We start from the raw sequence: 24599 nt of genomic DNA on the forward strand, positions 1-24599 counted from the left end.
ATGTCATTTAAGCTGCCCGTTTCGGTGCTGGTGGTCATTTACGCCGAAGATACGAAACGGGTGCTGATGTTGCAGCGGCGCGACGATCCCGCATTCTGGCAGTCGGTCACCGGCAGCCTGGAAGCAGGAGAGACCGCGCTGCAGGCCGCCGCGCGTGAAGTAAAGGAAGAGGTCGCCATTGACGTTGCCTGCGAGCAACTGACCTTAATCGACTGTCAGCGCACGGTGGAGTTCGAGATATTTTCTCATTTGCGTCATCGCTATGCGCCGGGTGTAGAGCGTAATACGGAATTCTGGTTCTGTCTTGCGCTGCCTCATGAGCGGGAGATTACTTTCACCGAACATCTGGCCTATCGCTGGGTCAGCGCGACGGAAGCCGCTGCGCTGACCAAGTCGTGGAGCAACCGGCAGGCGATTGAAGAATTTGTAATTAACGCCGCCTGAAAAGGCGCGCTTTTTGGAGAGTTTTTTATGGCAGGTCATAGTAAATGGGCCAACACCAAACACCGCAAAGCGGCACAGGATGCCAAGCGCGGTAAAATCTTTACGAAAATCATTCGCGAGCTGGTCACCGCCGCGCGTCTGGGCGGCGGCGATCCGGCTTCCAACCCGCGTCTGCGTGCGGCCGTTGATAAAGCGCTGTCTAACAACATGACCCGCGACACCCTGAACCGCGCCATCGCGCGCGGCGTCGGCGGCGATGAAGACGCGAACATGGAAACCATCATTTATGAAGGCTATGGCCCTGGCGGCACCGCGGTGATGGTGGAATGTCTGTCCGACAACCGTAACCGTACCGTTGCGGAAGTGCGTCACGCCTTCACTAAAACCGGGGGTAACCTCGGTACCGACGGCTCCGTGTCCTACCTGTTCAGCAAGAAAGGCGTCATCTCCTTCGAGAAAGGCGATGAAGACACTATCATGGAAGCGGCGCTGGAAGCAGGCGCAGAAGACGTAGTGACCTATGACGACGGCGCCATCGACGTTTACACCGCGTGGGAAGAGATGGGCGCCGTACGCGACGCGCTGGAAGCTGCTGGCCTGAAAGCCGACGCTGCAGAAGTCTCGATGATCCCGTCCACCAAAGCGGATATGGATGCCGAGACGGCGCCTAAGCTGCTGCGTCTGATCGATATGCTGGAAGACTGCGACGACGTGCAGGAAGTGTACCATAACGGCGAGATCTCCGACGAGGTCGCAGCCACCCTGTGATGCAGTCGCATCCACGGTTAACCGGAGGCGCGTGATGGCTATTATTCTCGGCATTGACCCGGGGTCGCGTGTCACCGGTTATGGCGTGATCCGCCAGGTTGGACGACAGCTGAGCTACCTTGGTAGCGGCTGTATCCGCACCAAGGTGGACGATCTGCCGTCGCGGCTGAAGCTGATCTATGCCGGGGTGACGGAGATCATCACCCAGTTCCAGCCCGACTATTTTGCCATTGAGCAGGTCTTTATGGCGAAGAATGCCGACTCGGCGTTAAAGCTCGGACAGGCGCGCGGGGTGGCGATCGTCGCAGCGACCAATCAGGCGCTGCCGGTGTTTGAATACGCCGCCCGTCAGGTCAAGCAGACCGTTGTCGGGATCGGCAGCGCCGAAAAGAGCCAGGTCCAGCACATGGTGCGCACCTTGCTCAAGTTGCCCGCCAATCCGCAGGCGGATGCGGCGGATGCGCTGGCGATTGCCATCACCCATTGCCATGTCAGCCAGAATGCCGCTCAGATCAGTGAAACCCGGCTCAATCTGGCGCGAGGGCGCTTACGATAATCGCAAATCAGGCTGGATATCTATCCAGCCTTTTTTTATGATACCGCCAGATACTTAGACCATAACGCAGGAGCCCCACGTGATAGGCAGACTCAGAGGCATCATTCTCGAAAAACAACCCCCGCTGGTGTTGCTGGAAACGGCGGGCGTCGGCTATGAAGTGCATATGCCAATGACCTGCTTCTACGAGCTGCCGGAGGCCGGGCAGGAGGCGATCGTTTTCACCCACTTTGTGGTGCGTGAAGATGCCCAGCTGCTGTATGGGTTTAACAACAAGCAGGAACGTACGCTGTTTAAAGAGCTGATTAAAACCAACGGCGTGGGGCCCAAGCTGGCGCTGGCGATCCTCTCCGGCATGTCGGCGCAGCAGTTCGTTAACGCCGTTGAGCGGGAAGAGGTTGCCTCGCTGGTGAAGCTGCCAGGCATTGGTAAAAAAACCGCAGAACGCCTGATTGTTGAGATGAAAGACCGCTTTAAAGGCCTGCACGGCGACCTGTTCACCCCGGCGGCCGATCTGGTGCTGACCTCGCCGGCAGGCCCGACGGCAGACGATGCCGAGCAGGAAGCGGTTGCCGCGCTGGTCGCGCTGGGCTATAAACCGCAGGAGGCCAGCCGGATGGTCAGCAAGATCGCGCGTCCGGACGCCAACAGTGAAACGCTAATTCGCGAAGCGCTGCGCGCTGCGTTGTGAGGTAAGGGATGATTGAAGCAGACCGGCTGGTATCGGCAGACAGCAGCGGCTTTGAAGAGGCCGCTGACCGTGCCATCCGCCCAAAATTGCTGGCAGAGTATGTCGGCCAGCCGCAGGTGCGTTCGCAGATGGAGATTTTTATCCAGGCGGCGAAACTGCGCGGCGACGCCCTCGATCACCTGCTGATTTTTGGCCCGCCAGGGTTGGGGAAAACCACCCTGGCCAACATTGTCGCCAATGAAATGGGGGTGAATCTGCGTACCACCTCCGGCCCGGTGCTGGAGAAGGCGGGCGATCTCGCCGCGATGCTCACCAACCTCGAACCGCATGATGTGCTGTTTATCGATGAGATCCATCGCCTCTCGCCGGTGGTGGAAGAGGTGCTCTATCCGGCAATGGAAGATTACCAGCTGGATATTATGATTGGCGAAGGTCCGGCGGCGCGTTCCATCAAGATCGATCTGCCGCCGTTTACCCTGATCGGCGCCACCACCCGCGCCGGGTCGTTGACCTCGCCGCTGCGCGACCGCTTTGGCATCGTGCAGCGTCTGGAGTTCTATCAGATACCCGATCTGCAGCATATCGTCAGCCGCAGCGCCCGCCATATGGAGCTGGAGATGAGCGACGAGGGCGCGCTGGAAGTGGCCCGCCGCTCACGCGGCACGCCGCGTATTGCCAACCGTCTACTGCGCCGGGTGCGTGACTTCGCGGAAGTGCGCCACGACGGCACCATTTCAGCCGATATTGCCGCCCAGGCGCTGGATATGCTTAACGTCGATGCGGAAGGGTTCGACTATATGGACCGTAAGCTGCTGCTGGCGGTGATAGATAAGTTCTTTGGCGGCCCGGTGGGGCTGGATAACCTCGCCGCCGCGATCGGCGAAGAACGGGAAACCATTGAAGATGTACTGGAGCCCTACTTAATTCAGCAGGGTTTTCTGCAGCGTACGCCGCGGGGAAGAATGGCGACGGTGCGCGCCTGGAATCACTTTGGGATTACGCCGCCGGAAATGCCGTAGCGCGTTGCAGCGGCGCAGGCAGTGAGGAGGCCCGGTCCACAGCGAGACCGGGCTTTTTCATTTTCAGCTGGCGGCTTTTTTCGTCATGCTGAGAATAAACAGCACAGCGGCACAAAGCACCACCGACGGCCCGGCCGGGGTGTCGTAGAAGGCCGAGAAGGTTAACCCACCGGTAACGGCCAGCATGCCCACGCCCACCGCCACGGCGGCCATCTGCTCCGGCGTGCGGGCAAAACGGCGCGCGGTGGCGGCCGGGATAATCAGCAGGGAAGTGATGATCAGCGCGCCGACGAATTTCATCGCCACGCCGATAGTCAGGGCGGTGACCAGCATCAACAGCAGCTTGACCCGCTGCAGCTTCACGCCGTCGACAAACGCCAGGTCCGGACTGATGGTCATCGCCAGCAGATTCCGCCACTGCCAGAGCAGAATGCCAATTACAATCACCACGCCAATGGCGATCGCGATCAGGTCCTGCGGCGTGACGGCCAGCAGGTCGCCGAACAGGTAGGCCATCAGATCGACGCGGACGTTAGACATCAGGCTGACCACCACCAGCCCCAGCGATAACGCGCTATGCGCCATGATGCCCAGCAGGGTATCGATCGCCAGATGGGGGCGTTTTTCCAGCCACACCAGCCCGCCGGCCAGCAGCAGAGTTACGGCGATCACCGCATAGAACGGATTGATATTAAGTAATAAGCCAAAAGCGACGCCGAGCAGCGACGCATGCGCCAGCGTGTCGCCGAAATAGGACATGCGGCGCCAGACCACAAAGGAGCCCAGCGGACCGGCGGCGCAGGCCAGCATCATCCCGGCCAGCCAGCCAGGTAAAAGAAGTTCAATCATTAGCGGCTGTTTCCCCGACGCAGTACAATTCGCCCCTGAAGGTCGTGGCGGTGGTTATGGTGGTGGCGGTAAATCCCCAGCTGTTCCGCGGCGCGCGGGCCGAACATGGAGATAAACTCCGGATGCATGGAGACCACCTCCGGCGCCCCTGAGCAGCAGATGTGCTGGTTCAGGCACAGGACTTCGTCGGTTTTGGCCATCACCAGATGCAGATCGTGGGAAACCATCAGCACCGCGCAGTCCAGTTCATGGCGCAGCTGGTTGATAAGATCGTAGAGCGCCACCTGGCCGTTGACGTCAACACCCTGGGTCGGTTCATCGAGTACCAGCAGCTGCGGGCGGTTGAGCAGGGCGCGGGCCAACAGTACGCGCTGGGTTTCGCCGCCGGAGAGTTTTTGCATCGGCGCGTCAATCAGATGCCCGGCCTGCACGCGTTTCAGCGCCGGCAGGATGTCGTCTTTGCGGGTGCCCGGGCGCAAACGCAGGAAGCGGCTGACGGTCAGGGGCAACGTGGCGTCCAGATGCAACTTCTGCGGCACATAGCCGATGCGCAGGCGTGCGTCACGCTTGATAACACCCTCTGTCGGTGCTACCAGCCCGAGAACCACCCGCACAAGGGTCGATTTGCCGGCGCCGTTTGGGCCCAGCAGGGTTAAGATTTTGCCTGGCGTGAGAGCCAGCGAGATGTCAGACAGCACGCGGCGTTGGCCAAAGGCCACCGAGACATTTTCCAGCGTTACAAGGTTTGTCATAGTAATTTAGGGGTTGCACAAGCTAGTGAATGTTATAATATCACATCACACTCACTCGTTTCGATGACTAGACGCATTATGTTACATAAAAATACGCTTCTTTGCGCTGGACTTGGCGCTGTTTTTTTGTTCGCACAGGTACCGCAGGCCAGCGCCGCCGTGGTGACCTCCATGAAACCGCTGGGCTTTATCGCAGCCGCCATCGCCGATGGGGTCACCGAGACCCAGGTACTGCTGCCTGATGGTGCCTCCGAGCATGATTATTCCCTCCGTCCTTCTGATGTAAAACGCTTACAGAACGCAGACTTAGTGGTTTGGATTGGTCCGGAAATGGAAGCCTTTATGGATAAGTCGACGCAAAGCATTGCGGCGAATAAAAAGGTGACGATTGCCGAACTGGATGGGGTCAAACCACTGCTCATCACCGGCACGGACGACGATGATGATCACCATGATCATGACCATGGTGCAGCAGAAAAAAGTGACGGCGATCACCATCACGGTATTTACAATATGCATCTGTGGTTATCCCCAGAGATAGCGCGGCTTTCAGCGGTTGCAATCCACGATAAATTATTGGAACTTATGCCGCAGAGTCGAGCTAAACTCGACAGCAACCTGCAGCAGTTCGAGGCCGCCCTGGCGGCGACCGACAAACAGGTGAGCAATGAGCTGGCACCGCTGAAAGGGAAGGGCTATTTCGTTTTTCATGACGCCTACGGTTACTTTGAAAAACACTACGGTTTGACCTCGCTGGGGCATTTTACCGTCAACCCTGAAATACAGCCTGGTGCGCAGCGTTTACACGAAATCAGAACACAACTGGTTGAGCAGAAAGCCACTTGCGTTTTTGCTGAGCCACAGTTCAGGCCAGCGGTTATCGAAGCTGTTGCCCGGGGCACGTCTGTGCGCATGGGGACCCTGGATCCACTGGGGACAGGAATTACGCTGGGTAAAACGAGTTACCCGCAATTCCTCACCCAGCTGGCAAATCAGTATTCGAGCTGCCTGAAAGGAGATTAACGAGGAAGTGAATACGTGCAACAGATAGCCCGCGCTGTCACTCAGGCATTCAACAATTTGCCACGACCTCATCGCGTCATGTTGGGGTCGCTTAGCGTTCTTACCTTAGCGGTCGCCGTCTGGCGACCCTACATTTACCATCCGGAATCCGCTCCCATCGTCAGAACCATTGAACTGGAAAAAAGCGAGATCCGCTCCCTGCTTCCGGAAGCCTCCGAGCCGATCGATCAGGCCCCACAGGAAGAAGAAGCCATTCCTCAGGATGAACTCGACGAAAAAGCCGATACCGATGCCGGCGGGCATGAATACGTGGTGTCGACCGGCGATACGCTCAGTAGCATTCTGAACCAGTACGGTATCGATATGGGCGATATCGCCCAGCTCTCCTCCGCCGATAAAGAACTGCGTAACCTGAAGATTGGTCAGCAGCTCTCCTGGACCCTGACCGCCGATGGCGATCTGCAGAGTCTGACCTGGGAGATGTCCCGCCGCGAAACCCGCACCTATACTCGTGTGGATAACGGTTTTAAAATGAGCAGCGAGCTGCAGAAAGGCGATTGGGTCAACAGCGTGCTGAAGGGCACCGTCGGCGCCAGCTTTGTCTCCAGCGCGCGTGATGCCGGGCTGACCAGCACGGAAATCAGCGCGGTGATCAAGGCCATGCAGTGGCAGATGGATTTCCGTAAGCTGAAAAAAGGCGACGAATTTTCGGTATTGATGTCGCGCGAAATGCTCGACGGCAAACGTGAGCAAAGCCAGCTGCTGGGCGTACGTTTACGCTCCGATGGTAAAGACTACTTTGCTATCCGCGCCGAAGACGGCAAATTCTACGACCGTAACGGGACGGGGCTGGCGAAAGGCTTTATGCGCTTCCCGACGGCGCGTCAGTTCCGCGTCTCCTCTAACTTTAATCCGCGTCGTCTGAACCCGGTCACCGGGCGCGTCGCACCGCACCGTGGCGTCGATTTCGCGATGCCGCAGGGAACGCCAGTGCTGGCGGTGGGCGATGGTGAAGTGGTAGTGGCCAAACGCAGCGGCGCTGCCGGCTATTACGTCGCAATCCGCCACGGCCGCACCTATACCACTCGCTACATGCACCTGCGTAAGCTGCTGGTGAAGCCGGGGCAGAAAGTGAAGCGCGGGGATCGTATTGCGCTATCGGGGAATACCGGACGCTCTACCGGGCCGCATCTGCACTACGAAGTGTGGATCAACCAGCAGGCGGTCAACCCGCTGACGGCGAAACTGCCGCGTACCGAAGGGCTGAGCGGTTCCGACCGTACCGATTACCTGGCGCAGGTCAAAGAGGTCGTTCCGCAGCTGCGGTTTGACTAACCACCGGTCAGTGGAAAGCCGGTGCCCCAGGGCGCCGGCTTTTTCTTTTGTAGGTTACCCAACGTCTCGCTACACTATCCCATTATCTTGATTAAGCAGTCGATCTGCGGATTGGGCATGGAAACGAAAAAAAATAATATTGAGTTTATCCCTAAGTTTGAGAAATCCTTTTTACTGCCGCGCTACTGGGGCGCCTGGCTGGGCGTCTTTGCCTTCGCTGGTATCGCGCTGACGCCGCCATCCTTTCGCGATCCGATCCTCGGCAAACTTGGCCGCCTGGTAGGGAGGCTGGCGAAAAGCTCGCGTCGCCGGGCGCAGATTAATTTACTGTACTGCTTTCCGGAAAAAAGTGAGCACGAGCGGGAGGCTATCATCGACGCCATGTATGCATCAGCGCCGCAGGCGATGGTGATGATGGCCGAGCTGGGCCTGCGCGATCCGCAGCAAATCCTTGCCCGCGTCGACTGGCAGGGTAAAGAGATCATCGACGAGATGCAGCGCAATAACGAGAAGGTTATTTTCCTCGTTCCGCACGCCTGGGGTGTAGATATCCCGGCGATGCTGATGGCCTCCGGTGGGCAAAAGATGGCGGCGATGTTCCATAACCAGGGTAACCCGGTCTTTGATTACGTGTGGAATACCGTGCGTCGTCGTTTTGGCGGGCGTATGCACGCGCGCAACGACGGGATCAAACCGTTTATCCAGTCGGTGCGCCAGGGCTACTGGGGCTACTATCTGCCCGATCAGGATCACGGCGCCGAGCACAGCGAGTTTGTGGATTTCTTTGCCACCTACAAGGCCACGCTGCCGGCGATTGGCCGCTTAATGAAGGTATGCCGAGCTCGCGTCGTACCGCTGTTCCCAGTCTACGATGGCAAGACGCATCGCCTGACGGTGCTAGTGCGCCCGCCGATGGACGATCTACTGGACGCTGACGATACGACAATCGCCCGGCGGATGAACGAAGAAGTGGAAGTGTTTGTTAAGCCGCACACCGAGCAGTACACCTGGATCCTGAAGCTGCTGAAAACGCGCAAGCCGGGTGAAATCGAGCCCTATAAACGCAAAGAGCTGTTCCCGAAAAAGAAATAAAAAAAGCCTCCGTCAGGAGGCTTTTTTATCTCTACCGTGCTTACTCGACGGTGAGGATACGGGTGGTGTTGGTGCTGCCGATGGTGCTCATCACGTCACCCTGGGTCACGACCACGAGGTCACCGGAGACCAGATAGCCTTTGTCCCGCAGCAGATTGACGGCATCGTGCGCGGCGGCCACCCCGTCATTCTGGCTGTCGAAGAACACCGGCGTCACCCCGCGGTAGAGGGCAGTCAGGTTCAGGGTGCGCTCGTGGCGGGAGAGGGCGAAAATCGGCAGACCGGAGCTGATGCGTGAAGTCATCAGCGCGGTGCGGCCCGATTCGGTCATGGTGATGATGGCGGTGATGCCTTTCAGGTGGTTGGCGGCATACATCGCCGACATGGCAATCGCTTCTTCCACATTGTCGAACTGGACGTCCAGACGGTGTTTGGAGACGTTGAGGCTAGGGATTTTTTCTGCGCCCAGACACACGCGCGCCATGGCCGCCACGGTTTCCGAAGGATACTGACCGGCAGCGGTCTCCGCGGAGAGCATTACCGCATCGGTACCATCCAGCACGGCGTTGGCCACGTCCATCACTTCCGCACGAGTCGGCATCGGGTTGGTGATCATCGACTCCATCATCTGGGTAGCGGTAATGACGGAACGGTTCAGCTGACGGGCGCGACGGATCAGCGCTTTCTGAATACCAACCAGCTCTGGATCGCCGATTTCGACGCCGAGGTCACCACGCGCAACCATTACTACATCGGAGGCGAGGATCACGTCGTCCATCGCATCCTGATCGCAGACCGCTTCCGCACGCTCAACTTTGGCGACGATTTTCGCATCGCAGCCAGCGTCGCGCGCCAGGCGACGGGCGTAGTTCAGGTCTTCACCGCAGCGCGGGAAAGAGACGGCCAGGTAGTCGACGCCGATTTTAGCGGCGGTGACGATATCAGCTTTGTCTTTGTCGGTCAGCGCTTCGGCAGACAGGCCGCCGCCGAGCTTGTTGATCCCTTTGTTGTTGGACAACGGGCCGCCGACGGTCACTTCAGTGAACACTTTCATCCCCTGAACTTCGAGGACTTTCAACTGCACGCGGCCATCGTCGAGCAGCAGGATATCGCCCGGCACGACGTCCGCCGGCAGGCCTTTGTAGTCGATCCCGACTTTCTCTTTGTCGCCTTCACCTTTGCCGAGATTAGCGTCGAGCAGGAATTTATCGCCGACGTTGAGGAAAATTTTGCCTTCTTTGAAGGTCGATACGCGAATTTTTGGTCCCTGGAGGTCGCCGAGGATAGCGACGTGACGGCCCAGTTTCGCCGCAATCTCACGCACTTTGTCGGCACGGAGCTGATGATCTTCCGGGGTGCCGTGAGAGAAGTTCATACGCACTACGTTTGCGCCCGCGGCGATAACTTTTTCCAGGTTGTTATCGCGGTCAGTTGCTGGGCCTAAGGTAGTGACGATTTTGGTTCTGCGAAGCCTTCTGGACATGTAATACTCCGTTGACTGATACAACTTTGGTGTTGCGTGAACATGGATTCGGTAGCGCCAGCCTGCAACGTCGCACAGCCGGATCGTTATCGAAGGTGTAATGGGGTACTGCTTGTTATCAACTTTTATTGATTATCACTGGGTACGAACTGTTCTTTATCAAAACGCGATTCCTTCAGCGCTTCCTTGACCCTCTTCAAGTTATCTCTGAATTTTGCCCCCCGGCGCAAGGTAAAGCCAGTCGCCAACACGTCAATGACGGTCAACTGGGCCAAACGGGAGACCATCGGCATATAGATGTCGGTATCTTCTGGCACATCAAGGGTAATGGCGAGCGTGGCTTCCCTGGCAAGCGGCGTACCGGCGGAGGTGAGGGCGATCACCATGGCATCGTTTTCACGAGCCAGCTGCGCCAGCTCCACCAGGCTCTTGGTTCGTCCGGTATGCGAGATAATCACCACCACATCATCGTCATCGCAATTCATACAGCTCATGCGTTGCAGGACAATGTCGTCGGAATAGATGACCGGCACGTTGAAGCGGAAAAATTTGTTCATCGCGTCATGGGCGACCGCCGCCGAGGACCCCAGACCGAAAAAGGCGATTTTTTTGGCCTGAGTCAGCAGATCCACCGCGCGATTCACCGCCGACATGTCGAGAGAATGGTGTACCTGATCTAAACTCGCCATGGCCGATTCGAATATTTTTCCCGTGTATGACTCAACGCTGTCGTCTTCATCAACATTCCGGTTAACATAGAGCGTGCCGTGCGCAAGGCTCTGGGCAAGGTGCAGTTTAAAATCAGGAAACCCGCGGGTTTCGAGACTACGGCAGAAGCGATTGACGGTCGGTTCGCTCACCCCGGCCTCAAGGGCGAGGGCGGCGATGCTCGAATGAATGGCCTGCGCGGGGGTGGCGAGGATCACTTCCGCCACTTTGCGTTCAGATTTGCTAAGGTGTTCCAGTCGGGACTGGATTTTTTCCAGCATGTTCATTAGTAACAGGGCGCTCATCAATGGAAACGATTTCATTAATGGGTGAAATCATCGGGCGTTTTAGCAAGAATATACCCCTGCGCAAGCGCAAGCGGTGAGGAATGACGTGAAATAATGTTGTTTTTTTTCATTACATGATCAGAGTCGTATTTTACTGACCTGAAACAGGTACAAACAACGAACACTATCAGCCAGATGCCCAAATCATCGCCCAATGTTTTCACCCTGTGCGGTTTATCGCCGCAAACCAAGGGGAAGGCTTTCGGGAAATACGTAAACACAGTACAGTGCAGTGTAAGAAAATTACAAATATAGCCTGGCAAAAGCACCAGACTATCAACTGAGGAGAATGACATGGCGGTAACGCAAACGGCCCAGGCATGCGACCTGGTCATTTTCGGCGCGAAGGGCGACCTGGCGCGACGTAAATTGTTGCCTTCCCTGTATCAGCTTGAAAAAGCGGGCCAGATCCACGCTGACACCCGCATTATCGGCGTCGGCCGTGCCGACTGGGATAAAGCGGCTTACACCAAAGTCGTGCGTGAAGCGCTGGAAACCTTCATGAAAGAAAAAATTGATGAAGGTTTGTGGGATTCCCTGAGCGGACGCCTGGAGTTCTGTAATCTTGATGTCAATGACACCAGCGGCTTCACTCGCTTAGGCGAAATGCTGGATCAAGAGAACCGTGTCACTATCAACTATTTCGCCATGCCGCCGAGCACCTTTGGCGCAATTTGCAAAGGGCTGGGTGAAGCGAAGCTTAATGCCAAGCCTGCGCGCGTGGTGATGGAAAAACCGCTCGGCACCTCGCTGGAAACCTCTCGTGAGATTAACGATCAGGTCGGCGAGTTTTTCGAAGAGTGCCAGGTTTACCGTATCGACCACTATCTCGGTAAAGAGACGGTCCTCAACCTGCTGGCGCTGCGCTTTGCCAACTCTCTGTTCGTCAATAACTGGGACTGCCGCACCATCGATCACGTTGAAATCACCGTCGCAGAAGAGGTAGGTATTGAAGGGCGCTGGGGTTACTTCGACCAGGCCGGTCAGATGCGCGACATGATCCAGAACCACCTGCTGCAGATCCTGTGCATGATTGCCATGTCACCGCCGTCCGATCTCAGCGCCGACAGCATCCGTGATGAAAAGGTCAAGGTGCTGAAATCCCTGCGCCGTATTGACCGCTCCAACGTGCGCGAGAAAACCGTTCGCGGCCAGTATACCGCCGGCTTTGCCCAGGGCAAAAAAGTGCCTGGCTATCTCGAAGAGGAGGGGGCCAACAAGACCAGCAACACCGAAACCTTCGTGGCGATCCGCGTCGATATCGATAACTGGCGCTGGGCTGGCGTACCGTTCTATCTGCGCACCGGCAAACGTCTGCCAACCAAATGCTCTGAGGTAGTGGTTTACTTCAAAACCCCGGAGCTGAACCTGTTCAAAGAGACCTGGCAGGAACTGCCGCAGAACAAGCTGACCATTCGCCTGCAGCCGGACGAAGGGGTGGATATTCAGGTGCTGAACAAAGTGCCGGGCCTCGATCATAAACATAACCTGCAGATCACCAAGCTGGATCTGAGCTATTCCGAGACCTTTAACCAGACGCACCTGGCCGATGCCTATGAACGTCTGCTGCTGGAGACCATGCGTGGCATCCAGGCGCTGTTTGTTCGCCGCGACGAAGTAGAAGAGGCGTGGAAATGGGTTGATTCCATCACCGAAGCCTGGGCTGCTGACCGCGATGCGCCGAAACCGTATCAGGCCGGGACCTGGGGACCGGTTGCGTCGGTGGCGATGATCACCCGCGACGGTCGCTCGTGGAACGAATTTGAATAAGCCTGCAGGCTAATCCGTCAGGGTTATTTTACCGGTAACATGATCTGACGCAGAAAGTCGCATGCTTTTTAATCTTTTAAGCCTCGTGAGGATTCACCCACGGGGCTTTTTTTATTACACTGCCTGCAGATATTTTGCCCCTGAGCGCTGGTGTTGGTGGCTTTTAGCATCAAAACAGGTCGTCACGCAGCGGCCGGACAGATAAAAATTTGAGGAGCCTTTATGAATCCGACAATGTTACGGGTAACAAATCGCATTATCGAACGGTCGCGTGACACCCGCGCGGCTTACCTCGCAAGGATTAACCAGGCCAAAACCGATACGGTGCATCGTGCGCAACTGGCCTGCGGCAATCTGGCTCACGGATTTGCGGCCTGCCAGGCTGACGACAAAGCCTCTCTGAAGAGCATGTTGCGCAACAACATTGCCATCATCACCTCCTACAACGACATGTTGTCCGCTCACCAGCCCTATGAACACTACCCGGATATCATCCGCAAAGCGCTGCACAGCGCCAATGCGGTCGGCCAGGTCGCTGGCGGCGTGCCGGCGATGTGCGACGGCGTAACGCAGGGACAGGACGGGATGGAGCTTTCACTTCTGAGCCGCGAGGTGATCGCTATGTCCGCCGCCATCGGCCTGTCGCATAACATGTTCGACGGGGCCCTGTATCTCGGGGTATGCGATAAAATTGTCCCCGGCCTGACCATGGCGGCGCTTTCATTCGGCCATCTGCCGTCGGTCTTTATTCCCTCCGGTCCGATGGCCAGCGGCCTGCCGAATAAAGAGAAGGTTCGCATTCGCCAGCTGTACGCGGAAGGTAAAGTTGACCGTATGGCGCTGCTGGAGTCCGAAGCCGCCTCATATCACGCGCCGGGGACCTGTACTTTCTACGGAACGGCGAACACCAACCAGATGGTGGTCGAATTTATGGGCATGCAGCTGCCGGGCTCGTCTTTTGTCCATCCGGATGCTCCGCTGCGGGAAGCGCTGACCGCCGCCGCTGCGCGCCAGGTTACGCGCATGACCGGCAATGGCAATGAGTGGATGCCGCTGGGGAAAATGTTTGACGAAAAAGTGGTGGTCAACGGCATCGTGGCGCTGCTGGCGACCGGTGGCTCCACTAACCACACCATGCACCTGGTGGCGATGGCCCGCGCGGCAGGGATCATCATTAACTGGGACGATTTCTCCGACCTGTCAGACGTGGTGCCGCTGCTGGCGCGCCTCTATCCCAACGGCCCGGCGGATATCAATCACTTCCAGGCGGCAGGCGGCGTTCCGGTACTGGTGCGCGAACTGCTAAAAGGTGGTCTGCTGCATGAAGACGTTCACACTGTGGCCGGCTTTGGTCTGTCGCGTTATACCCTGGAGCCGTGGCTCAACAACGGCGAGCTTGACTGGCGAGAAGGGGCGACAGCGCCGCTGGACGATCAGGTCATCGCGACCTTCGAGAAACCGTTCTCCCGTCACGGCGGCACCAAGGTGCTGAGCGGTAACCTCGGTCGTGCGGTGATGAAAACCTCGGCGGTCCCGCTTGAGAATCAGGTGATTGAAGCGCCGGCGGTGGTGTTCGAGAGCCAACATGACGTATTGCCGGCCTTTGAAGCGGGCCTGCTGGACAAAGATTGTGTGGTGGTAGTCCGTCATCAGGGGCCAAAAGCGAACGGGATGCCAGAATTACATAAACTTATGCCGCCACTTGGTGTATTATTGGACCGCCGTTTCAAAATAGCGCTGGTGACCGATGGCCGACTCTCTGGCGCCTCCGGTAAAGTCCCGTCAGCTATCCATGTCACGCCTGAAGCGTATGACGGTGGCTTGCTGGCGAAAGTGCGCGATGGCGATCTTATTCGCGTGAACGGGCAGACGGGGGAACTGACGCTGCTGGTGGATGATGCCGAACTGGCGGCGCGTCAGCCGCATATCCCTGACCTCAGCGCGTCGCGCGTGGGAACCGGTCGGGAGATGTTTGGGGCGCTGCGTGAGAAGCTCTCTGGCGCGGAGCAGGGCGCAACCTGCATCACTTTTTAAGACGATTTAATTTCTAGATCTGGCGAGAGAAAATCCTGATGAAAAACTGGAAAACAACAGCAGAAGCAATCCTCACCTCCGGTCCGGTTGTCCCGGTTATCGTAGTGAAAAAGCTGGAACACGCGGTACCGATGGCGAAAGCGCTGGTGGCGGGCGGCGTGCGCGTGCTGGAAGTCACCCTGCGCACCGAGTGCGCCCTGGAGGCGATCCGCGCGATTGCCAAAGAAGTGCCGGACGCGATTGTCGGCGCGGGCACGGTCACCAACGTCGAGCAGCTGAAAGCGGTAACGGAAGCTGGCGCGCAGTTTGCTATCAGCCCGGGTCTGACCGAATCCCTGCTGAAAGCGGCGACCGAAGACGGCACCATTCCGCTGATCCCGGGGATCAGCACGGTATCTGAGCTGATGTTGGGTATGCAGTATGGTCTGAAAGAGTTTAAATTCTTCCCGGCGGAAGCCAACGGCGGCGTGAAAGCCCTGCAGGCGATTGCAGGTCCGTTCGGTCACATTCGTTTCTGCCCGACCGGCGGTATCTCTCCGGCCAACTACCGTGACTACCTGGCGCTGAACAGCGTGCTGTGCATCGGCGGTTCCTGGCTGGTGCCAGCCGACGCGCTGGAGGCCGGCGACTACGATCGCATCACCACCCTGGCGCGTGAAGCGGTGGAAGGCGCGAAGTAAACCACGCCTCACGGTCAACAACCCGGTCTGCGGCAACGCGACCGGGTTTTTTAGTCTTTAGCCTTCGACAATGACCGCCGCGGCAGCGGTTTTAGCCCGTGCCACGGCCTCTTCGACTGAATCGGCAACGGCGAGGGTCACTCCCAGGCGGCGGGTGCCGTCAATCTCCGGCTTGCCGAACAGACGCAGCTGCAAACCTGCTCCGACGGCCGACTGCAGCTGGCCAAAGCGGACGTTCTGGCTGGTTAGCTGCGGAAGGATCACCGCGGAGGCGGCCGGGCCATACTGGCGGATAGCGCCGACGGGCAGTCCAAGGAAGGCGCGAACATGCAGGGCGAATTCCGAGAGATCCTGCGAGATAAGCGTCACCATCCCGGTGTCGTGTGGCCGCGGGGAGACTTCGCTGAAGATCACCTCGTCGCCACATACGAACAGCTCCACGCCAAACAGGCCATAACCTCCCAGCGCCAGCACCACCTTGCGGGCGATGGTCTGGGCACGCTCGAGGGCCAGGTCGCTCATCTGCTGCGGCTGCCAGGATTCACGATAATCACCATCTTCCTGACGATGACCAACCGGGGCGCAGAAATGCACGCCATCGACGGCGCTGACGGTGAGCAAGGTAATTTCGAAATCGAAATTCACCACCCCTTCAACAATCACGCGTCCGGCGCCGGCGCGGCCACCCTGCTGCGCATAGCGCCAGGCTTCGCCTAGCTGGTCAGCCGAACGGATAAAACTCTGGCCTTTGCCGGAGGAGCTCATCACCGGTTTGACGATGCATGGCAAACCGATTTCGGTAACCGCCGCGCGGAAGCCTTCTTCGCTGTCGGCAAAACGATAGCGGGAAGTGGGGAGCTGCAGCTCTTCCGCCGCCAGGCGGCGAATGCCTTCGCGGTTCATGGTGAGCTTTGCCGCCCGAGCTGTGGGGACCACTTTCTGTCCGTTCTGTTCCAGTTCGACCAGGGTATCGGTAGCGATAGCTTCGATCTCCGGCACGATGTAATCGGGTTTTTCCTGTTCAATCAGGGCGCGCAGGCTCTCGCCGTGCAGCATATTGATGACGTGGGCGCGGTGGGCGACCTGCATCGCCGGGGCATCGGGATAACGGTCGACAGCGATGGTTTCAATGCCCAAACGCTGACATTCAATAGCGACCTCTTTGCCCAGCTCGCCGGAACCTAACAGCATAACTTTGGTGGCTGCCGGACGCAGCGCGGTGCCTAATACAGTCATAACTCTCTTCCGCAGTAAAAAAAGATGCGGCCGATTATAAACGAAAACGTTTGCGTCTGTCTTTATGCGCGTGAGTTGAGTCCGAAGAGGAAATTTGTTATACTGTATAAAAATACAGTATTGAGGGGCTGCAGCATGGCGGTTGAAATTAAATATGTAGTGATCCGCGAGGGTGAGGAAAAAATGTCTTTTGCCAGCAAAAAAGAGGCCGACGCTTACGACAAAATGCTCGATCTGGCAGAGGTGCTGAATGACTGGCTGGTGGCATCGCCGCTGGAGATGGATGACATCCAGCGCGATACCATGGCGATGTGGCTGGCAGAACGAAAAGAGGCGCTGCAGCATATTCTGCGGGTTGGCCGATTGCCGGAGCAAGAGACGCCCGCGCAGGACGCCCCCGCGCCGTCGGCTACCGCCGAGACCTCTCCGGCGGGTGATGACGCCGTGCCGGCGGCCAAAGCGCGCAAAGCCAAGGCGGCCTGATCGCTGCTGGTCAGTCACTGGTCGGTCGGCCCCGGTGCTGCCATCACGCGTACCTTTGCGCATCTTTAGCCATATCTAACATTTCCTGACATCGCGTCGTTTAGGCTGATAACAGTGTTTGTCACCTGAGAGGAAAACCATGGCTAACTGGCTAAATCAATTGCAGTCGCTGCTCGGGCAGCAGGGTGCGTCACCGTCCGGCGAGTCGTCAAAAGGGAGCGGCCTGCTGCCCGGCGCCATCGGTGGGCTGGCCGGATTGCTGGTAGCCAGCAAATCGTCACGCAAATTGTTGGCGAAATATGGCACCAGCGCGCTGCTGGCAGGCGGCGGGGCGGTGGCAGGCACGGTATTGTGGAACAAATATCAGCAAAAAATGCGCGCTCAGCACACGCCCGCACCCGCGCCTGTCTCTGAGACGACTGCGGTGCCGGCGGAAGTTGATCCGCGCAGCGTGCGGCTGATTACGGCCCTGGTATTTGCCGCGAAAAGCGACGGCCATATTGATGACCACGAGCGGGCGAATATTGAAACTCAGCTGCGGGCGGCCAACATTGACGTTCAGGCCCGGGTGCTAATTGACCAGGCGCTGGCCCAACCGCTGGATCCGCAGCGTCTGGCGGAGGGTATCGTTGACCCACAGGAGGCGCTGGAGATCTACTATGTCAGTTGCGCAGTGATTGATATCGACCACTTTATGGAGCGCAGCTATCTGAACGCGCTGGGAGACGCCCTGGCGCTGCCGAAAGATGTCCGGGCCGACATCGAACAGGATATCCAGTCACAAAAACAAGCGCTAAGCGTTTAAATTATCACGTTTCGCTTGCATCGCTCGCGTCTTTTGCCACCCTTATAGACACGTCATCATTCAGGCGCCACCGTGCGGCCTGAATGCACTTGTGTCACGATAAAGCAGCAGAAGAATAACATGCCACCTAAAGCTAAACGGATCCCGCACGCCATGACCTTGCATGGCGATACACGCATCGATAACTATTACTGGCTGCGCGACGATGAGCGCGCGCGGCCTGACGTGCTGGAGTACCTGCAAGCGGAGAACGCTTACGGCAAGAAAGTGATGGATTCGCAGCTCAGCCTGCAGGAACGTCTGCTGAAAGAGATTATCGACCGTATTCCGCAGCGGGAAGTCTCTGCCCCCTACAGTAAAAACGGTTTTCGCTACCGTCAGGTGTATGAGCCGGGCTGCGAATATGCTATCTACCAGCGGCAGTCGGTGCTGAAAGAAGAGTGGGACGAGTGGGAGATCCTGCTCGATGCCAACCAGCGGGCGGCGAAGAGCGAATTCTACACGCTGGGTGGGCTGGGCATTGCGCCCAACAACCAGCTGATGGCGGTGGCGGAAGATTACCTTTCCCGTCGTCAGTATGGACTGCGCTTTTGCGACCTTAGCAACGGAGAGTGGTATCCGGAAATCCTCGAAAATGTCACCTCTGGCTTTGCCTGGAGCAACGATTCACGCTTTGTGTGGTATGTGCGTAAACATCCCACTACGCTGCTTCCTTATCAGGTCTGGCGCCACACCGTCGGCTCACCGGCGCAGAGCGACGTGCTGGTCTATGAGGAAAAAGATGAGACTTTCTATGTCAGCGTGCATAAAACCACCTCCCAGCAGTTCGTGGTGATTTATCTCTCCAGCGCTACCACCAGCGAAGTGCTGCTGCTCAACGCCGAACTGCCAGATGCCGAGCCGGTCTGCTTCCTGCCGCGGCGTAAAGATCACGAATACAGCCTCGATCATTATCAGCATGCCTTCTATCTGCGATCCAACCGGGACGGAAAGAATTTTGGTCTTTATCGTACCGTGCTGCGTGATGAAGGGCAGTGGACCACGCTGATCCCGCCGCGTCACGACGTGATGCTCGAAGGATTTACCCTGTTTACCGACTGGCTGGTCGTCGAAGAGCGCCAGCGTGGCCTGACCAGCCTGCGGCAAATTAACCGCAAGACCCGGGAGGTGGTGGGGATCGCCTTTGACGATCCGGCCTATGTCACCTGGCTTGCCTATAATCCGGAACCCGAAACGTCACGCCTGCGCTATGGCTATTCCTCCATGACCACGCCGGACACCCTTTTCGAACTGGATATGGATACCGGCGAGCGGCGGGTTATCAAGCAGCAGGAGGTGAAAGGGCTTGATACGAGCTGTTACCAGAGTGAACACCTGTGGGTGACCGCCCGCGATGGCGTCGAGGTTCCGGTATCGCTGGTCTACCATCGCGACCATTTCCGCAAAGGGAGCAACCCGCTGCTGGTCTATGGTTATGGCTCGTATGGCGAGAGTATTGATGCCGATTTCAGCGCCAGCCGGCTGAGCCTGCTCAACCGCGGCTTTGTCTACGCTATCGCCCACGTCCGCGGCGGCGGCGAGCTGGGTCAGCAATGGTATGAGGACGGTAAATTCCTGTGTAAGAAAAATACCTTCAACGACTATCTGGACGTCTGCGACGCGCTGCTGGCCCAGGGTTACGGCGATCCGCAGCTCTGCTATGGCATGGGGGGCAGTGCTGGCGGGATGCTGATGGGCGTGGCCGTGAATGAACGGCCAGAGCTGTTCCATGGCGTGATAGCCCAGGTGCCGTTCGTCGACGTGGTAACCACCATGCTGGATGAAACTATTCCTCTAACCACCGGGGAATTTGAAGAGTGGGGGAATCCGCAGGATGAGACCTATTATCGCTACATGAAAAGCTACAGTCCTTACGACGGTGTGCGGGCGCAGGCGTACCCGCATATGCTGGTGACCACCGGACTGCACGATTCCCAGGTGCAATACTGGGAGCCTGCCAAATGGGTGGCGAAACTGCGGGAACTGAAAACTGACGATAACCTACTGCTGCTTTGTACCGATATGGATTCCGGTCACGGTGGCAAATCCGGGCGCTTTAAAAGCTATGAAGGGGTGGCGCTGGAGTACGCCTTTTTCATCGCCCTGGCGCAGGGGACACTGCCGGGAAAAGCGGCAGTGTAAGGGCTATTCCCCGAGATAGTGCTTGAGCGTCAGGCGCAGTTCAGGGCTCATGCGGTCGAGATTGTTGAATAACCAGCGCAGATAGCCTGGATCGTTTTCAGCAATCTCGGCGACGGCCTTACCCCGATATTTGCCGAAGGTAAAGGTAGTCAGCAGCGCCGGCCGACCGGTAATATCGGCCATTTCGTCAGGCGTCCAGCCGGAAACGTTGATGATATCCAGCAGCAGCGCGGCGGTGATATAGCAGTCATACAGCGCGCGGTGATGATGCAGCCCCGGTGGTGTCGTCACGTTTAGTTTCCGTGATTTATATAACCCCATATTGCTGTATTTGATTCCCGGCCACAGGCGTCGGGCCAGCTTCATCGTGCAGATCCACTCACCCTGCATCTCCGGCAACACCCGGCGGTCAAAGCTGGCGTTGTGCGCGACATACCACGGGCTGCCATGATAGTGCGGAATAATCTCCTCAATCCACGGCTTATCGGCAACCATCTCTTCCGTTATACGGTGGATGGCCATCGCCTGCGGGCTGATGGGGCGATCGGGGCGCACCAGATGGCTCATCGGATTGGTGATTTGCCCGTCGACAATATCGACCGAGGCGATTTCGACGATGCCCCCCTGCAGGCCGCAGGTTTCGGTATCAATGACGCGCAGCATGGCTCGCTCCTCAGCAAAACGTTAAGCGTAAAGGAATTGACCGGTCTTGCCAACCGACGTCGAGCAGGCGAGCGCGCATTATTTCTGTTTCGGCTCCCAGGGGAGTCGGGAAAGGGAGACGGAAGCCAGTCGATGGGCGATCAGCCGTTCCCGGAACCAGTCGCGCAAGTGGGCAGGCTGCTCGCGTTCGACCAAATCAGCGACCACCGGCATATTGTATCGCTCTTTAAAGGCGACGCCGGCGGCCGCGAGATCGACGTTGACTTTATCCATCTCATCTTGCGAAATTTTGGCCAGATTTCTTTCCATTATCCACTCCAGTGTGCTGCTAAACCTGGTCGAGACGCTGACGCGTAGCTCGACTCTGCCATTATACAGGGTTATTCTCTGTGCTACAGACATAACAAAAGGGAATGACGAATATGCGACTCTTCGCTGGACGCGCGTTGCGCCTCTCCGTTGCGTTTGCCGGTATGTTAACCGCGGCAGGCGCCTTCGCCCACGCGCATTTGCAACAGCAGATCCCCGCTGCCGGAGCTCAGCTGACAGCCGCCCCGCAGACGTTGACGCTCAGTTTCTCTGAAGGGATAGAACCCGCGTTCAGCGGCGTGACCATCACCGGTCCGCAACAGCACGTGGTCGCCACCGGAAAACTGACCCGTCATGCCGACAATCCTGCTCAAGTCACTGTGCCCCTGGCGGAAACCTTGCTGCCGGGGGAGTATACCGTGGCTTGGCATGTGGTCTCGGTGGATGGCCATAAAACCAAGGGGCAATACACCTTTAGCGTGAAGTAAGATGCTGATCGGGCTCTATATCACGCTACGCTTTGGGCACTTTATCACCCTGATGCTGGCTTTTGGCTGCGTGCTGTATGGCGCCTGGTGGGCGCCGGTGCCGCTGCGGCGCCTGCTGATGCAGCGCTTTTACCCCCTGTTACGCCCGGTGATGTTGATCGGTTCGCTCTCAACGGTGGGGCTGTATTTGCTGCAGGGAGGCATAATGGGCGACGGCTGGGCGGATGTCTGGCAGCCCGCCGTCTGGCAGGCAGTAGCGGGTACCCGCTTTGGTGGGGTATGGATCTGGCAGATCCTGCTGGCATGGATCGCTTTCGCCGTGGTATGGATCCGTCCCCGTCATGGTGCCCGACAGCTGGTGGCGCTTCTGGCGGCCCAGCTGCTGCTTTCCGCCGGAGTAGGGCACGCCGCTATGCACGATGGTATCACCGGCGTACTGCAGCGGACCAATCATGCGTTGCACCTTTTCTGTGTTGCCAGCTGGTTCGGCGGCCTGTTGCCCTTTATTTATTGTCTGCGCCTTGCGCAGGGGCGCTGGCGTCAGGCTGCTATCTATACCATGGCGCGCTTTTCGCGCTACGGGCATCTGGCCGTCGCCGGCACGATTGCCAGCGGCGTGATCAATGCGCTGTTGATCCAGGGAGGAGTGATTGGCACCTCTCCCTGGGGACGTATGCTATTGATCAAATGTGCGCTGGTTGCCGGGATGGTGGTAATTGCGTTAGTGAACAGGTATGTTCTGGTACCGCGCATGTCGGCAAGCGGTTCGCGGGCGGAAAGCCTGATCCTGCGAACCACGCAGGCTGAAATAGGGCTGGGCGCGCTGGCGCTGTTGGCCGTCAGTCTGTTTGCCACCTGGGAACCTTATTGAATTAACTGGCAAAATCATGAAAAAAATTGTTCTAACCATGTTGTTACTGGCAAGCTCCGGGGCTGCTCTGGCTGCGCCGCAAATTATCACCGTGAGCCGTTTTGAGGTGGGAAAGGAGAGCTGGGCGTTCAACCGTGAGGAGGTGATGTTCACCTGTCGTCCGGGTAATGCGCTCTACGCTATCAACCCGAGCACGCTGGTCCAGTATCCGCTTAATGAGGTGGCTGAACAGCAGGTCAAAGCCGGGAAAACCACCGCGCAGCCGATCTCAGTGATCCAGATCGACGATCCGCAGCATCCAGGACAAAAAATGAGCCTCGCGCCATTTATCGAGCGAGCGCAAAAGCTCTGCTAAATTTTTGTACTATCTCCCTGTAATAGCATAAAAAAAACCGCCATTGCCGGCTAGCGGCTGTGGCGGTTTTTTGTCTAACTGGCGGCCCTTTTCCATGAATTATGTGGTCACATTGGCCACGGACTGGAAAAGCTGACGCGTTAAACTATTCTTATAGTGCAAGGCGACTTAGCCTGCATTAATGCCAACTTTTAGCGCACGGCTCTCTCCCAAGAGCCATTTCCCTGGACCGAATACAGGAATCGTATTCGGTCTCTTTTTATTCCCCATAGATATCAGGGATCTACAAGGGTGTGACCGAGATTATGCGAACTTTTCCCCAGTTTCCACATTGCGGTCGAATCCACTTATAACACAACAAAACGCGCTCTAACATTCCTTTTACATAAAATTCAGAGCATAACGAACGATTTTTTATCATGTTCATCCAGAAAGTACTTTGTTGTGGCATACTAAAACTGACCACTGCTTAGCGCTTTTGCGCTATGAGTCTTCCGATTCGTTGGGTGGCCTGGCTGGGTATTTTTCTTTGAACGCTAATCTCATCTCCAGTAACCCCGCAGGCCGAGCGGCAATACGCGGCGAAATCAACATTAAAGGGTATGCGTAATGCATACTCTTTAAAAAAATCACTTTTTGATGATATCTTTTATTTTCCTTAGCGGCGCTGTAATCTTCCATGATGAGGACTGTTTTAATGCTGAAATATGACTTTTGATCTCATTAATTTCACTCTCATGTTGAATTTGCATTTGTCTCATCTCATCTTTATATTGCCTGGCAATATCCAGATTGGTGTATTTAAAACAATCAAGCATATGTGTGAGGAATTTATTATATTCAGGGTGAGCCAGTAAATGATTGTTGGGTGGGTTGTTTATTAATTCAGATACACATGCATAGTAGCCATTAAGGTGATTGTCACCTTTTTTCTGAGTCATAACGGAACCATGCCGTACTCGTCTTTGATAAAGCTTCTCTTTGATGCAATATACCGACGGATTGTTATGCAGAAGTAACATCGTAGTGAATATGTTATCCTCATGAATGATTCCTTCCTTAAACTTTATATCCTGGGAAAACTCTTTTTTGAATGTATATAGACAAGGGCTTACTATATAATTGTTTTCATTCATTGCTGTTTTAAAAAACTCAACGCCGGTGAGTGCTTTATCTGCTAATGACTGTGCCCTTTCATAGATGGGATTGAACTTGGTTGTTAACAGTTCATCATCAAAGAAAACGTCTGACTCGAATAAAATAACGTCTGCCTTACTTTCAGATATGACCTCCAGCAACCTATGTAAGGTTTTTTTGTTAAGTTTGTCATCGCTGTCTAAAAAAAGGATGTAATCACCAGTTGCTTTATTAATGCCAGTATTCCTGGCGGCGGATTGGCCTTTATTTTTAGTGTGGATTTTATGAATAAAATCATCTTTAAACGAGTTGATGATATCCCCTGTTCGATCGGTGGAACCATCGTTTATAATGATGATTTCTATATCATGACACGCATTATCAAGAACCGACTGAATGCATTCTTCTATATAAAGTTCAGCATTGAATGCTGGAATAATTACTGAGAATTTCATCTTAATTACAATTTCCCGCGAACACTGTTAAGGATGTTTTTGTTATTCATGTCAGCATTATAGAT

The 24599-nt window shown here is 56.5% G+C and carries 25 protein-coding genes and 1 pseudogene; 18 read left to right on the forward strand and 8 right to left on the reverse strand.

The window, feature by feature from the left end:
- The 5 genes from nudB to ruvB all read left to right on the forward strand — a co-directional run bounded on the left by nudB (window position 1) and on the right by ruvB (window position 3478).
- Window positions 1-444: a dihydroneopterin triphosphate diphosphatase gene (gene nudB / locus LGL98_RS09000; protein ID WP_002911477.1), complete on the forward strand. Its 444-nt coding sequence runs from the start codon at window positions 1-3 to the stop codon at window positions 442-444.
- A gap of 27 nt (window positions 445-471) precedes the next feature.
- Window positions 472-1212: a YebC/PmpR family DNA-binding transcriptional regulator gene (locus LGL98_RS09005; protein ID WP_002911459.1), complete on the forward strand. Its 741-nt coding sequence runs from the start codon at window positions 472-474 to the stop codon at window positions 1210-1212.
- A 34-nt stretch (window positions 1213-1246) separates the two neighbouring features.
- Window positions 1247-1768, forward strand: a complete 522-nt coding sequence (gene ruvC, locus LGL98_RS09010) for a crossover junction endodeoxyribonuclease RuvC (protein ID WP_002911456.1) — start codon at window positions 1247-1249, stop codon at window positions 1766-1768.
- A 79-nt stretch (window positions 1769-1847) separates the two neighbouring features.
- The gene (gene ruvA, locus LGL98_RS09015; protein WP_002911454.1) at window positions 1848-2459 is read left to right on the forward strand and encodes a Holliday junction branch migration protein RuvA; all 612 of its coding nucleotides are present in this window, start codon (window positions 1848-1850) and stop codon (window positions 2457-2459) included.
- Window positions 2460-2467: 8 nt separating this feature from the next.
- Window positions 2468-3478, forward strand: a complete 1011-nt coding sequence (gene ruvB, locus LGL98_RS09020; protein ID WP_136030164.1) for a Holliday junction branch migration DNA helicase RuvB — start codon at window positions 2468-2470, stop codon at window positions 3476-3478.
- Between the two features lie 63 nt (window positions 3479-3541).
- Here the strand turns inward: ruvB and znuB are convergent, their stop codons facing one another.
- Both znuB and znuC read right to left on the reverse strand, forming a co-directional pair.
- The gene (znuB, locus tag LGL98_RS09025; RefSeq protein WP_136030166.1) at window positions 3542-4327 is read right to left on the reverse strand and encodes a zinc ABC transporter permease subunit ZnuB; all 786 of its coding nucleotides are present in this window, start codon (window positions 4325-4327) and stop codon (window positions 3542-3544) included.
- Complete coding sequence (znuC, locus tag LGL98_RS09030) at window positions 4327-5046, reverse strand: zinc ABC transporter ATP-binding protein ZnuC (RefSeq protein WP_234976306.1); 720 nt, start codon at window positions 5044-5046, stop codon at window positions 4327-4329. Before znuC ends, znuB begins: the two co-directional genes overlap by 1 nt.
- Window positions 5047-5157: 111 nt before the next feature.
- Between znuC and znuA the strand changes: the two genes are divergently transcribed.
- The 3 genes from znuA (at window position 5158) to lpxM (ending at window position 8529) form a co-directional block, all read left to right on the forward strand.
- Entirely contained in the window at window positions 5158-6102 is a 945-nt protein-coding gene (gene znuA / locus LGL98_RS09035) for a zinc ABC transporter substrate-binding protein ZnuA (protein ID WP_136030170.1), read from the forward strand.
- Window positions 6103-6117: 15 nt separating this feature from the next.
- On the forward strand, window positions 6118-7437 hold the full coding sequence (gene mepM, locus LGL98_RS09040) for a murein DD-endopeptidase MepM (RefSeq protein ID WP_025711096.1): 1320 nt from the start codon (window positions 6118-6120) through the stop codon (window positions 7435-7437).
- A 117-nt stretch (window positions 7438-7554) separates the two neighbouring features.
- Window positions 7555-8529, forward strand: coding sequence for a lauroyl-Kdo(2)-lipid IV(A) myristoyltransferase (gene lpxM / locus LGL98_RS09045; RefSeq protein ID WP_136030172.1), 975 nt, complete (start codon window positions 7555-7557; stop codon window positions 8527-8529).
- 40 nt (window positions 8530-8569) lie between these two features.
- On the opposite strand, the gene pyk is transcribed toward lpxM, so the two are convergent.
- Entirely contained in the window at window positions 8570-10012 is a 1443-nt protein-coding gene (gene pyk / locus LGL98_RS09050; RefSeq protein ID WP_002911440.1) for a pyruvate kinase, read from the reverse strand.
- 125 nt (window positions 10013-10137) lie between these two features.
- A complete protein-coding gene (locus tag LGL98_RS09055; RefSeq protein WP_162677299.1) occupies window positions 10138-11043 on the reverse strand; it encodes a MurR/RpiR family transcriptional regulator in 906 nt (301 codons plus the stop codon).
- Between the two features lie 159 nt (window positions 11044-11202).
- Here LGL98_RS09055 and LGL98_RS09060 point away from each other — a divergent pair.
- The 4 genes and pseudogenes from LGL98_RS09060 to LGL98_RS09075 all read left to right on the forward strand — a co-directional run bounded on the left by LGL98_RS09060 (window position 11203) and on the right by LGL98_RS09075 (window position 15551).
- Window positions 11203-11351: pseudogene (locus tag LGL98_RS09060) on the forward strand (formate--tetrahydrofolate ligase).
- A gap of 10 nt (window positions 11352-11361) precedes the next feature.
- Window positions 11362-12837: a glucose-6-phosphate dehydrogenase gene (gene zwf, locus LGL98_RS09065; RefSeq protein ID WP_080928508.1), complete on the forward strand. Its 1476-nt coding sequence runs from the start codon at window positions 11362-11364 to the stop codon at window positions 12835-12837.
- Between the two features lie 222 nt (window positions 12838-13059).
- Window positions 13060-14871, forward strand: a complete 1812-nt coding sequence (edd, locus tag LGL98_RS09070) for a phosphogluconate dehydratase (protein ID WP_136030176.1) — start codon at window positions 13060-13062, stop codon at window positions 14869-14871.
- A gap of 38 nt (window positions 14872-14909) precedes the next feature.
- A complete protein-coding gene (locus tag LGL98_RS09075; RefSeq protein ID WP_002911423.1) occupies window positions 14910-15551 on the forward strand; it encodes a bifunctional 4-hydroxy-2-oxoglutarate aldolase/2-dehydro-3-deoxy-phosphogluconate aldolase in 642 nt (213 codons plus the stop codon).
- A 57-nt stretch (window positions 15552-15608) separates the two neighbouring features.
- Here the strand turns inward: LGL98_RS09075 and purT are convergent, their stop codons facing one another.
- Window positions 15609-16787 carry a formate-dependent phosphoribosylglycinamide formyltransferase gene (purT, locus tag LGL98_RS09080; protein WP_136030179.1) on the reverse strand — a complete coding sequence of 393 codons (1179 nt, stop codon included), beginning with the start codon at window positions 16785-16787 and terminating at the stop codon, window positions 15609-15611.
- Between the two features lie 135 nt (window positions 16788-16922).
- On the opposite strand from purT, the gene LGL98_RS09085 reads away from it, so the two are divergent.
- From LGL98_RS09085 to ptrB, 3 genes are all read left to right on the forward strand, one after another.
- Entirely contained in the window at window positions 16923-17270 is a 348-nt protein-coding gene (locus LGL98_RS09085; RefSeq protein WP_136030181.1) for a YebG family protein, read from the forward strand.
- A 139-nt stretch (window positions 17271-17409) separates the two neighbouring features.
- Complete coding sequence (locus tag LGL98_RS09090) at window positions 17410-18075, forward strand: tellurite resistance TerB family protein (protein ID WP_136030183.1); 666 nt, start codon at window positions 17410-17412, stop codon at window positions 18073-18075.
- 120 nt (window positions 18076-18195) lie between these two features.
- Window positions 18196-20256, forward strand: coding sequence for an oligopeptidase B (gene ptrB, locus LGL98_RS09095; RefSeq protein WP_136030185.1), 2061 nt, complete (start codon window positions 18196-18198; stop codon window positions 20254-20256).
- 3 nt (window positions 20257-20259) lie between these two features.
- Here ptrB and exoX read toward each other — a convergent pair whose 3' ends face one another.
- Together exoX and LGL98_RS09105 are read right to left on the reverse strand one after the other, a co-directional pair.
- Window positions 20260-20919 (reverse strand): exodeoxyribonuclease X, encoded by a 660-nt coding sequence (exoX, locus tag LGL98_RS09100; protein ID WP_136030187.1) that lies wholly within the window; start codon window positions 20917-20919, stop codon window positions 20260-20262.
- A 78-nt stretch (window positions 20920-20997) separates the two neighbouring features.
- Entirely contained in the window at window positions 20998-21228 is a 231-nt protein-coding gene (locus LGL98_RS09105) for a DNA polymerase III subunit theta (RefSeq protein WP_002911406.1), read from the reverse strand.
- Window positions 21229-21341: 113 nt separating this feature from the next.
- On the opposite strand from LGL98_RS09105, the gene yobA reads away from it, so the two are divergent.
- The 3 genes from yobA to LGL98_RS09120 are packed head-to-tail and all read left to right on the forward strand — an operon-like array spanning window position 21342 to window position 22942.
- Entirely contained in the window at window positions 21342-21716 is a 375-nt protein-coding gene (yobA, locus tag LGL98_RS09110; RefSeq protein WP_136030189.1) for a CopC domain-containing protein YobA, read from the forward strand.
- 1 nt (window position 21717) lies between these two features.
- On the forward strand, window positions 21718-22587 hold the full coding sequence (copD, locus tag LGL98_RS09115; protein WP_136030191.1) for a copper homeostasis membrane protein CopD: 870 nt from the start codon (window positions 21718-21720) through the stop codon (window positions 22585-22587).
- A 16-nt stretch (window positions 22588-22603) separates the two neighbouring features.
- Window positions 22604-22942: a YebY family protein gene (locus tag LGL98_RS09120; RefSeq protein WP_168435238.1), complete on the forward strand. Its 339-nt coding sequence runs from the start codon at window positions 22604-22606 to the stop codon at window positions 22940-22942.
- A 629-nt stretch (window positions 22943-23571) separates the two neighbouring features.
- Here LGL98_RS09120 and LGL98_RS09125 read toward each other — a convergent pair.
- Complete coding sequence (locus LGL98_RS09125) at window positions 23572-24534, reverse strand: glycosyltransferase (protein WP_136030193.1); 963 nt, start codon at window positions 24532-24534, stop codon at window positions 23572-23574.
- Window positions 24535-24599: the final 65 nt, after the last annotated feature.

The sequence above is a fragment of the Klebsiella africana genome (assembly GCF_020526085.1).
GTDB classification, from domain to species: domain Bacteria; phylum Pseudomonadota; class Gammaproteobacteria; order Enterobacterales; family Enterobacteriaceae; genus Klebsiella; species Klebsiella africana.